General features: G+C 56.1%; 8 protein-coding genes and 3 pseudogenes. 4 read left to right on the top strand and 7 right to left on the bottom strand.

Going from position 1 to position 10,956, the window contains the following annotated elements; genetic code table 11:
* The 7 genes and pseudogenes from M3I56_RS39820 to nifH all read right to left on the bottom strand — a co-directional run.
* Nucleotides 1-189: pseudogene (locus M3I56_RS39820) on the bottom strand (IS256 family transposase); the annotation flags it as partial.
* A gap of 67 nt (nucleotides 190-256) precedes the next feature.
* A pseudogene (locus M3I56_RS39815) lies at nucleotides 257-1,344 on the bottom strand (IS5 family transposase).
* A gap of 76 nt (nucleotides 1,345-1,420) precedes the next feature.
* Nucleotides 1,421-1,750, bottom strand: a pseudogene (locus tag M3I56_RS39810) (ATP-binding protein); the annotation flags it as partial.
* A 351-nt stretch (nucleotides 1,751-2,101) separates the two neighbouring features.
* Nucleotides 2,102-2,858 (bottom strand): IS5 family transposase gene (locus tag M3I56_RS39805; protein WP_375541882.1). Its coding sequence is split into 2 segments (ribosomal slippage): nucleotides 2,102-2,540 and nucleotides 2,539-2,858, totalling 759 coding nucleotides; the frame shifts between segments, so codons are not numbered across the junction.
* Nucleotides 2,859-3,020: 162 nt separating this feature from the next.
* Nucleotides 3,021-4,580 carry a nitrogenase molybdenum-iron protein subunit beta gene (gene nifK, locus M3I56_RS39800; protein ID WP_254346204.1) on the bottom strand — a complete coding sequence of 520 codons (1,560 nt, stop codon included), beginning with the start codon at nucleotides 4,578-4,580 and terminating at the stop codon, nucleotides 3,021-3,023.
* A 71-nt stretch (nucleotides 4,581-4,651) separates the two neighbouring features.
* Nucleotides 4,652-6,115, bottom strand: coding sequence for a nitrogenase molybdenum-iron protein alpha chain (gene nifD / locus M3I56_RS39795; RefSeq protein WP_254358532.1), 1,464 nt, complete (start codon nucleotides 6,113-6,115; stop codon nucleotides 4,652-4,654).
* Between the two features lie 79 nt (nucleotides 6,116-6,194).
* On the bottom strand, nucleotides 6,195-7,076 hold the full coding sequence (nifH, locus tag M3I56_RS39790; RefSeq protein ID WP_254346207.1) for a nitrogenase iron protein: 882 nt from the start codon (nucleotides 7,074-7,076) through the stop codon (nucleotides 6,195-6,197).
* A gap of 436 nt (nucleotides 7,077-7,512) precedes the next feature.
* On the opposite strand from nifH, the gene M3I56_RS39785 reads away from it, so the two are divergent.
* The 4 genes from M3I56_RS39785 to M3I56_RS39770 all read left to right on the top strand — a co-directional run.
* Nucleotides 7,513-8,121, top strand: coding sequence for a hypothetical protein (locus tag M3I56_RS39785; protein ID WP_254358531.1), 609 nt, complete (start codon nucleotides 7,513-7,515; stop codon nucleotides 8,119-8,121).
* An 89-nt stretch (nucleotides 8,122-8,210) separates the two neighbouring features.
* Nucleotides 8,211-8,792, top strand: coding sequence for an ankyrin repeat domain-containing protein (locus M3I56_RS39780; RefSeq protein ID WP_254316842.1), 582 nt, complete (start codon nucleotides 8,211-8,213; stop codon nucleotides 8,790-8,792).
* A gap of 12 nt (nucleotides 8,793-8,804) precedes the next feature.
* Nucleotides 8,805-9,047: a zinc ribbon domain-containing protein gene (locus M3I56_RS39775; protein WP_254316843.1), complete on the top strand. Its 243-nt coding sequence runs from the start codon at nucleotides 8,805-8,807 to the stop codon at nucleotides 9,045-9,047.
* A gap of 790 nt (nucleotides 9,048-9,837) precedes the next feature.
* Nucleotides 9,838-10,956 (top strand): IS701 family transposase (locus M3I56_RS39770; RefSeq protein WP_254358530.1); only part of this gene is annotated, 1,119 nt, incomplete at its 3' end.

The raw sequence follows: 10,956 nt of genomic DNA, 5'->3' as shown, positions 1-10,956 counted from the left end.
CGGATAACCCAGATGGTGTCCAAGTTCGGCACCCAGCGCCCGCTCGATCAGCGCCTTCTTGAACGCGGCTGAAGCGGCGTGCACCGCTTCGGCGGTCATGGGTCCCTTCACGAACTGGTCGATCAGCTCCTTCGGAATGGACGGTAACGCTGTCTGCGCTTCGGTAGTTGTCTTGGGTTTGCGTGGCATACATGCTCCTTGAGCTACATGTTATGCCTTGAACACAAAATCTATGGCAGACCCCTTTTGCCCGCCACTATGGACGGAACTGTGCCAGCGATCGCATGCGCACGAGGTTGTAGGCTGCCATGTTCAACACGAACATCTGGTCCACCTTCTTCAACCCGCGCACCATCACCTGGCGCATGCGTCCCACGGTCTTGGCCCAGCCGAAACCTTGTTCGATCAACTTGCGCTTTTGCTGCGAAATGGCGTAGCCCGCGCTCGAGGCAATCGTATCGGGCACTGCCGAACGCCGCCCCGAGGTGTTTTGCGCAACGTGCGGTGTGACCTTCATCTGTTGACACGCCTCGATGAATTCCTGGGCATCGTAACCCCCAACGTAATTTCTACGTTCGGGTCCTCCACCGCTTGCCGTGCGTCGTGGATCATGATCTTGGCCGCTTCGCGCTCGGCATGCCCGTCGGCGCGTGTCACGCGCGCGTTGACCACCAGGCCGTGCCGGTTATCGGTCAGCGTATGGCCCATGTACCGCAATTCGCTGGCCGTTTTGCCTTTGCGATAGAGCTGCGCATCTGGGTCGGTTCTTGACTGATGTGTCTCGTTGCTGCGTTTCTCGCCCTTGAAATCGCCCGCACCGCCACCGTCGTTGTCCTGATCGTCGCCATTCTTGCGTACAAAGCTCTTGTGTCCGGCCCACGCCTGGATCAGCGTGCCGTCCACGCTGAAATGCTCACCCGAGAGCAGACACTTCTTCTCGGCGATGGCCACCACTTCGTTGAAGAATTCGATGACCGCATCATGCTTGATCAGGCGCTCGCGGTTCTTCGTGAAGACCGTCGGTACCCACACCTCGTCGTCCATCGCCAGGCCGATGAACCAGCGAAACAGTAGGTTGTACTGCACCTGCTCCATGAGTTGCCGCTCAGAGCGGATGCTGTAGAGCACCTGGATCAGCATGGCTCGCAGTAACTTCTCCGGTGCGATGCTCGGCCGTCCACCTTTTATGTCCGCTTCGTACATCTCGGCGAACAGTCGATCCATCTTCGCCAGCGCTTCGTTCGCCATCACGCGGATCGAACGCAACGGATGCGACTTTGGGACGAAGTCGTCCAGCTTGCGCATGGAAAACAGACTCTCAGTGAACGTGTCGGCGCCGCGCATGATCTCCAGTGGGCAAGTGGTGGTTCATCTATCAACGCTTCACGAACTCTGCGCGATGACGTGTTTCAGCGGTACTTCAGCAACCTGCTAACACCCGTTGCCAGCCATATGTGAGTACCGCTGGGCGAGCAATCATGCTGGCATCAGCCTGCCGAGCACGAGTCGCAACTGCGCTGGATCGACGCATACCGGGCTTGCGATAAACTGGCGAGCCGTCGCAGTCGAACCCACCCAGATCGCGATCCACCGGGAACTTCGCCAACCACATCTGGTGGTTGACCACGCGCACGGCTCGATCAACGCTCTCAGCGGCAAGCAACTGCTCAAGCGACCGCCGCCCCGTTGACTGTTCAAGCTCGCCCTGTTCCAGCAGTTTACTCGAGGCAGCGGCTATGCCTTGCATACGTAGCTCCTGAGTTCTGCGATCACATCACGCATGGCCAGCGGCTCGCCGTCCATCACCCAGTGAGAGCTTCCAGTCTTCTCGCCCAGTTCAAATGCCACGTGCAGGCGGCCACCTAGCGTCGTATTCTCCCTCGGAGGGATGTGTCAGACGCGTCCATTTGCGTGCTCCTCAGAGAAGATGAGTGTGCGAATCCTCCTTTACACCAGTCGGGCTTACTGCCGCTGCCTTCTCTAATTGCATCGAGTTAATTCATCGAGATTTGCAACTTCGAGCAGGGGCTTTTAGAGGATAGATGCGAATCGGACGACGGAGCGCGGTCATACCTGGGTGCTGTGGAAAACTAGGTTCTGTTCACATTTTCATCAGCGCTCCAAAGGCACAGGCAAGCGAAGCGAAGGCGAGATAGTTCCCTGCGAGTTTGTCGTAGCGAGTGGCGACACGACGAAAATGTTTGATACGACTGAAAAAGCGTTCGACGATGTTCCGGGTCCGATACAGCACACGGCTATAGCGACGCTTGGTCTTGCGGTTCGAACGCGGCGGGATTACGGCCTTCGCACGCGTAGTGCGGATACTCTCCACAAAGGCGTTCGAGTCGTAGCCCTTGTCAGCGATGACCGCACCGGTGCGCAAATGCTCAACCAGTTCATTCGCGCACGAAATATCGGAAACTTGTCCCTCGGTGGCAATCAACCGCAGGGGGCGTCCGGCGTCATCGACGGCCAGGTGCAACTTGGTGGTCAGTCCACCTCGCGAGCGACCGAGCGCTTGCGGACCGTTTTTTTTGAGCTCCGGACGAATGCTGGTGTGCGCGCACGATGGTCGAATCGATCAACACATGCTTGATCTCGGTTTCGTCGGCCACGGCGAGGATCACGCGTTCCCACACACCCTTGCGACGCCACCTGGAGAAACGCATGTACACCGTATGCCATCGGCCGAACGCCTTCGGCAAATCGCGCCACGGGCAGCCGGTCCGGCCGATCCAGAGGACAGCTTCGACAAACCAACGATTGTCGGTCGCCGTTCGCCCTGGATCGCCTTCTTTGCCCGGCAAGACGGATTCGATTCGGGCCCATACTTCATCGCTCAATAACGTTCGAATCATCTTGGCCCGCTCGCGCAAAAGACAAGATGTAAACACATTTCATCGAATGTAAACAGCCCTTAGTCAAAAAGTCGTGCGGACCGCACTCTGCCGAGCGGCCGCGCACGATGGCCCACGTCGAGGGGCTGGGCAAACCAAGCCTAGGCAACAACCATTCTGCCATCAGCGAACAATGTCATAACTGTAATCAGTCTTCGCAATATCGACCGTACTCGCGTCGAGCTTTTCGAAGAATTCGTCCAGTAGTGCTAATAGAACGCGCAATCCTCCCTCATACCCCCACGTCGGAAAACGGTGATAGTGATGCCGGTCAAAAATAGGAAACACGAGTCGCACTAGCGGTGTCCCCGTATCACGCTCCAGGTACTTCCCATGAGTGTTGCCGATCAGGAAATCGACTGGTTCGGTAAATAGCAGCGAGCGCAGATGCCAGAGATCGCGCTTCGGATGGGCGTTGCATCCCGCACCGTACGGCGACGCGTCCAACAACGCCTTGACCTTCTCTGCCCAGCCGTCGTTACCGTTTGTCGACACAACATGCACCGGCTCTGCACCGAGCTCGAGCAGGAATTGCGTGTAACCTAGCATCTGATCGGGATCGCCGTAGAGTGCATAGCGTTTGCCATGGAGAATAGCCTGACTGTCCGCGATTGCATCAACGAGTTGCCCCCGCTCCCTTTCCAGTTCAGGTGGAATCGGTTGGCCCGTGACACGTGATATCTCCATGAGGAAATGGTCGGTACCAGCAACGCCGACTGGCGAATTAAGCACAATTACCTCTTGGCCATGTTCAGCGATAAACTTCGCCGTCTTTTCGCAGCAATACCCCTGGAAAATGAACGTCGCTTTCGCATTCAGTGCACGTTCAACTTCTTCCTTCGTGGTCCCACCATCGTACATGCGGAATTCGCCATCCGTCGGTGTATTCCATGTGTCGGAAGGATCGCAGATGATGTTGACGCTCACGCCGAACAGATCGAAGATACGTCGAACCTCCTTGATGTTGCCCACCACGAAACCGTCAAAGCCACCGATAAAGTTTACGCTCTCGTCCTGCACACGTATGAGTGGTGTTGCGGTACCGGCCTTGCCGTCCCAGAAGTGTTTGAGAATGCCCAGTAGAGCATTGTCGTAACCCGTCACGTGACTGCCGACAAACGCGGGCGTATGAGCGAACGGCACATCGTAGCCTTGCGGAACGCTCCCCTTCTGCTTACTATTCTTGATGAATGCATCGAGGTCGTCACCGATGACCTCTGCCATACAGGTCGTCGATACGGCGATCATCTCGGGCTTATAAAGGTTGTATGCATTCGCCAGACCGTCGATCATATTATTGAGGCCCCCGAAGACCGCCGCGTCTTCGGTCATTGACGAACTCACGCACGACGTCGGCTCCTTGAAGTGCCGCGAAAAGTGTGAGCGATAATAGGCCACGCAGCCCTGAGAGCCGTGCACGAACGGCAGTGTTTTATGAAAGCCGTTTGCCACGAATACCGCCCCAAGAGGCTGGCACGCCTTCGCTGGATTGATGGTTAGCGAGTCGCGCGCGAAGTTTTTCTGCTTGTAGTCTTCAGTCTTTGTCCATTCTGCAACCTCCCTCACTGCCTCATCAGAATGGTTGAACTCAAAATTTTGCTTCTTGTTGCGCAAAAGCGCCTGATATTCCGGCTCGCGAAAGAGCAGCTCGTGATCGAGAATGTTGTCGCTTGATTGGGGCATGACTCGCTCCTGAATCGATTTCCTGAAGAGCCTTCCGGCGACACGGCCGTATCGCCAACGGCCCGCCTAGCTCACGCTGCTTTTTTCCACGGCGCCTTGGAAAGAGTCCAGACAGGACTCGAAATTGCCATGTCCATGTCGCGCGCAAAGATCGCGAATCCGTCGTAGCCGTGGTACGGTCCTGAATAATCCCAACTGTGCATCTGGCGGAACGGAACACCCATCTTCTGAAAGACGTACTTTTCCTTGATTCCTGAACCGACGAGGTCCGGCCGCATGCGTTCGACGAATTGCTCGAATTCGTATCCGGTCACGTCGTCGTAAATTAGCGTGCCGTCGTGAATGTGATGTGTAGTGCGCTGATAGTCATCGTTGTGGGCAAACTCGTAGCCGGTGCCGACGACTTCCATGCCGAGGTCTTCGTATGCCCCGATGACGTGGCGCGGGCGAAGGCCGCCTACAAAGAGCATCACTTTTTTACCCTCGAGGCGTGGTTTATATCTCGCGATCACCGCATCCATCAGCGGGCGGTATTTGGCGATCACCTTCTCGGCATTGGTCTTGATCGTGTCGTCAAATCGTCTCGCGATCTCTCTCAGGCTCCGTTCAATCATGGTAGGACCGAAAAAGTTGTATTCCAGCCAAGGAACACCATACTTCTCTTCCATATGCCGGCTGATGTAATTCATCGACCGGTAGCAGTGGAGCAGGTTAAGCTTTGAGCGCGGCGTATTCTCCAGTTCAGCGAGCGTACCATCGCCCGACCACTGCGCAATAACGCGCAAACCCATCTCCTCAAGGAGAATGCGGCTTGACCACGCGTCGCCAGCGATATTGTAGTCACCGATGATCGCAACGTCGTACGGAGTTGACTCGAGCGCGGAATGTTTATTCGGATCGACCCGGTCGAACACGCAATCGCGAATCGCATCGTTCGCGAGATGATGCCCAAGCGACTGCGATACGCCGCGAAATCCCTCGCAGCGTACGGGTACGATTGTGTGCCCGCCATACTGGGCGCTCTTCTTCTTCGAGACCGCCTCGATGTCATCGCCGATTAGACCGATCGGGCATTCGGTTTGAACCGATATGCCTCGGTTGAGCGGAAACAGCTCCTGAATCTCATCGACGATTTTGTCGAGTTTCTTGTCGCCACCGAACACGATGTCCTTCTCCTGAAAGTCAGAAGTGAACTGCATCGTGACAAACGTATCGACTCCGGTTGTTCCGACATAATAATTGCGGCGCGAACCCCACGAATACTGGCCGCAGCCGACCGGTCCGTGACTGACGTGAATCATGTCCTTGATCGGTCCCCAGACCACGCCCTTCGAACCGGCATATGCGCAGCCGCGAATCGTCATCACACCAGGCAGCGACTTTATGTTGGACTTCACCCCACAGTCTGGCCTGCCCTGCTCGAAAGTGCCCAAATGCTTGGCCCGTCGCTTGGCCATCTTTTCGGGGTAAGCTCGCAGCACTTCATCAATGAGAGCCTTGTTAGCCGCCTTACGTTGTTCAACCGTTTCGGTCATTGCATATCCATAAGTGGAGAAATATGATTGCCGGAATCGGTTGCCGTACGCCGCACGGCAACCGTCATCCCCGCAGCCGTCAGGCGGTCGGTTCAGCCGCTGTCTTGCCAACTTTCGACTCATCGACCTGCACTATGATTCCTTTTTCCATCAGGAGATCTTCGAGTTGGTCCATCGTGATCGGCGTTGGGATCACGCCATTGCCGGCGTTGTTATGCACCTTCTCTGCAAGCGCGCGATACTGGGCGGCCTGTGCACTCTCTGGCGCGTACTCGATCACCGTCATGCGGCGTAGCTCCGCATGCTGCACGATGTTGTCGCGCGGCACGAAGTGGATCAGACGTGTGCCGAGCATCGCTGCGAGCGATTCCGCAAGCTCGAGTTCCTTGTCGGTCTTGCGCTCGTTGCAAATGAGGCCGCCCAAACGCACACCACCGCTGTTGGCATACTTGAGAATCCCTTTTGAGATATTGTTTGCAGCGTACATAGCCATCATCTCACCTGACATCACGATATAAATCTCCTGTGCCTTGTTCTCGCGAATTGGCATTGCAAAGCCTCCGCACACCACGTCGCCCAGCACATCGTATGAGACGTAGTCCACTCCGTCGTAGGCGCCATTCTCCTCCAGGAAATTAATCGATGTAATCACCCCGCGACCCGCGCAGCCGACACCTGGCTCAGGACCTCCCGACTCCACACAGCGTATGTCTTTGTAGCCAATCTTCATGACATCCTCGAGTTCGAGGTCCTCCACAGAGCCGGCCTCCGCCGCGAGAGAGAGAATTGTGTCCTGCGCCTTCGCATGCAGTATCAACCGTGTCGAGTCTGCCTTCGGATCGCAGCCGACAATGAGGATCTTTTGCCCGAGGTCGCTGAGCGCCGCGAGCGTGTTTTGCGACGTGGTCGATTTTCCAATCCCGCCCTTTCCGTAGAAAGCGATCTGCCGAAGTTGAGCCATCGTGGTACTCCATTGAGATAGAAGGATTAAACCAAGGTTGCCAATCAAGGCTGCAAAGCCGCGATCATGCGCTCAGCGTGCAGTGTCCATATGATCTTCTTCTGTGGAGTCACGCATCGGCCGGATGGTGTCCGCGCGAATCGCTGTAGAGCAGTTTCTATGCCAACGCTCCAGAGTCGTTGAAATGCATTGCAAATCGCGCTTTCAGCAAGCGTGCCGGCATGGCGCCTACCGACGTCCGCAGCGTCGGCTTCCTGACAAACCGTGCGTTGTTGTCGCAAACCAGATTTGATTCGGCCCGCCTCGGTCAATGGCAGTGGGCCACTAAGAGAGGGATTGGTGGTACGGAAGTTGCATACGAAACTCCGTGCTTCTTGACCAAATACGAACTGTCACTGCCATTTCACAAGCTATACAAACTTGAGAGGAAAACCTAATGAACGATATGACTATCGACAAGGAACTTGACCAGACTGTTTTCGCCCGCTTGCAGCTCGAGGGCCGTTTACTCAATGCAGTGTTCAAGGGCCCCACCAGTACGCCTCGGCGCATCGGTTTTCGCGGCGAACTCGCGCTGCGCTTCGGACCGCAACTCGCTGACGAAGCCCGCCCGCCTGAGCTGTCTTGCGAGCAGGTCACGGCAGTGGCCGACCTCGGCGACCCGCATCTCTTATTTTTCGCGGGGTGGCTATTGAGTTTCGAACATCTGAAAGACGTCGCCGAAGTGTTGGGAGACGCCCTCTCGCCAAACGGAAAGTACTTTCTGTTCTGCGACAACATCGATCTTTCGAGTCGCTATCAGGCGCACTATCAGGGCGCAGTATTCTATGTCCTGCCTATCGTGGAATCGACGGTCTACAACGAAACACTTGAACTCCTGTATCTCGATAAGGCAGAGCTGAAGAAAAAGGACACTGCGGGAAAACTCGATGCGGTCGCCGACGCAGGGTCGAAGTTCGACTTGTGTTTCGATCCCATCAGTTACGCGCAGGGACTCGAACTGATGGGTCCAGTCCGTGATCCTAACGAAAACAGACCGGTTTAAGTTGTGTTTCGCCACGGCGCCTCCTCATGAGGACGCCCCCATGCACACAAGCTATCACAACGCTCACGCAATCTAACTGGAGAATTTCCATGGCATTGCTAATCGATGCTGCCGCCCGTCGAAAAGGGAACGGTCAAAGCCTCCCGCACGCTGATGAAGGTCTGCAAACTCGTGCACGTTCGTCAGTCGCTAGATGGCTGTCGGCGCACGACTTTCCGGATGCCCATTCCTGCAGCGTTGACGGCATAACGCCGCTGATGCTCGCAGCGATGCATGGGGAATACCGTATCGTCGCCGCGTTGCTCGACGAAGGTGCACCCGTCCGTGCGCTCGACGACGACGGAAACGATGCGCTATGGTACGCATGTCTATACGGAACGCCCGAGCCGATTCTACTGTTGGTCAGTGCCGGTCTTAATGTGGATCATGCCAATGCGCACGACGTCACATGCCTGATGCAGGCAGCAGCCAGCGGCAGAGTCGACGTCATGTGGTTGCTAATATCCCTTGGTGCGAGTGACAGCTTGGTCGCGCCAGATGGGCGAACTGCTTTCGACATGGCCACGGATTTTGGACTACAGCTGCTGCTAACGGTAGACCGACTCAAAAACGCCATGCGCGAATCGTCGCGTTTCGCCAATGATGCTCCGTCGCACAACCTTGCGCATTGAGGAAAACGTCTCATGCCTCTTTACGACTATGTATGCCGCAACTGCAATTTACGGTTCGAGACACTCGTACGCGCCAATTCGTTGGCGTCCTGTCCGCGTTGCAGCGGTAATGCGCTGGATAAGGAGGTCAGCGCACCGTCCGCCCCTCCACGCAACAAGGCACTCATTACGGCAGCACGCCGCCAGGCCGCTCGTGAAGGGCATTTGAGCAATTATTCCGCGGCTGAGCGCGTACAATTATTGCATCGACCTTGAAGCGCTCCCAAGGAGCTGGCGCCTGCAATTCCATATCTGCCTTGCAAAAAAGCTAACTCCAAGGAAAATTATATGTCGACGCGGTCTATTTACCTCAGCATACAAGAATTCCCCGCTGTAAGTCCCGGCAACGACAAACAACTCGGTAGACTTGCAAACACAATTCAGTATGTGTCTTCTGTGTGTTTGGCCGGGATATTGACATGGACAATGCCCGCATACGCGCAGCGCGTGGATTCCCATATTGAATCATTTGACAGATTCATGGCTGACACGAGAGCTGCGGCCGCTCAGGATTTTATTGGTCGCTCTTGGCCCGAATCAGGGGCGTTTCTTGGGTCAGATCATCAACCCCCAATATCGCGTAAATACAAAGTCAATGATCCGTCTGCTTTCGAAGGGATGCGCCAAGCGATTATTGAACGTTACAATGGAGTACACGTGTCAAAGAGTTTTCTTGCGAACGACCAAACCTATGACTGCGTTCCGGTGATGGAGCAACCTGTTGTCCGGAGATATCAAATAAGGCAAATCGCGACACCTCCACAGTTAGCGTCAGCGACAAACCTCAACCGTGACCTATCCAGCCGATCGATAGGGTCGTCTGAACAGTTGCAAAATGGTGTGAATATGGGAGGCTGTGGTACGGGCAGCGTCCCCTTGAATAGAGTCACATTGGAAGAGCTTAGTCGATTTACGACAGTAGCTGCATATCACAGAAAGGCGCCTCCACCGATGACTGGTAGTGATACCTGGTGGTATTCAATAATACAAACTTTGGGCGACCGTGATGAGAGAAGACGTCGACGAATTTGACGCGTATCTGAATCATCTAGCGCAGGCGTTGGGGCACGCCGATCGCCATGCCGGCCTCAAGGGTTACTGTTCGGGCCTGGCAATGCCGTTGTCACGCAAGAGCGTCGAGCCAATGGCTGCGCATATTGCTCCCCTTCACGCGAGCGCGAAACACCAGTCACTCCACCATTTTGTGGCCAAGGCAGAATGGTCTGACCGGGCGGTTCTGCATCGGGTGCGCGAATGGGTGATGCCCGCCTTGGGCCTGCACACTGCTGAAGAGGCTGGCTATTACTGGATTATTGACGACACATGCTTCCCGAAGAAAGGCAAGCATTCGGTCGGCGTAGCGCGGCAATATTGTGGGCAATTGGCCAAACAGGATAACTGCCGGATCGCCGTGAGCCTGTCGATCGCGACGCAACGCGGCAGCCTGCCGATTGCCTGGCAGCTGTATGTCCCCAAGGAATGGATTGACGACCGGGAACGAGCGCGTCGCGCGGGCATTCCTGACGATCTCACCTTCGAGACCAAGCCACAGATTGCGCTGGCCCAACTTCGAGAGGCTATAGCATCCGGCGTTGTGCCGGGCATTGTGCTCGCCGATGCCGGGTACGGCGACGAAACCGCTTTTCGGGAAGGCGTAACTGAACTGGGTTTGTTGTATGCGGCAGGGATCCGGCCGGGCACCTCTGTATGGGCACACGGTACGGCGCCGCTTCCGCCCAAGCCCTGGAGCGGGCGCTACAAACCCCCGACATTGTTACGCCGCGCGCCCGGCCATGAACCGCTCGCAGTGAAGGAACTGGCTATGCAACTGCCCGCAAACGCCTGGCAGACCGTAACCTGGCGGGAAGGTAGCAATGCAGCACTTTCCTCACGCTTTGCCGCCGTGCGGGTCCGTCCCGCACATCGCGACAATTGGCGAAGTACCGTTCGCGACGAAGAATGGCTGCTCATTGAATGGCCTGCTGGCGATACGGAGCCGCTCAAATACTTTCTCACTACGGCCCCCGAAGAGGCGACCCTCGAGCAGCTCGTGTTCGTGACCAAAATGCGCTGGCGCATCGAGCGCGACTATCAGGACCTGAAGCAGGAGTTCGGGCTCGGTCAT

It is taken from the genome of Paraburkholderia sp. CNPSo 3281 (assembly GCF_024206515.1).
GTDB lineage: Bacteria > Pseudomonadota > Gammaproteobacteria > Burkholderiales > Burkholderiaceae > Paraburkholderia > Paraburkholderia nodosa.
The sequence above is the reverse complement of the archived record's forward strand: the minus strand, read 5'-3'. Positions and strand labels throughout refer to the sequence as shown.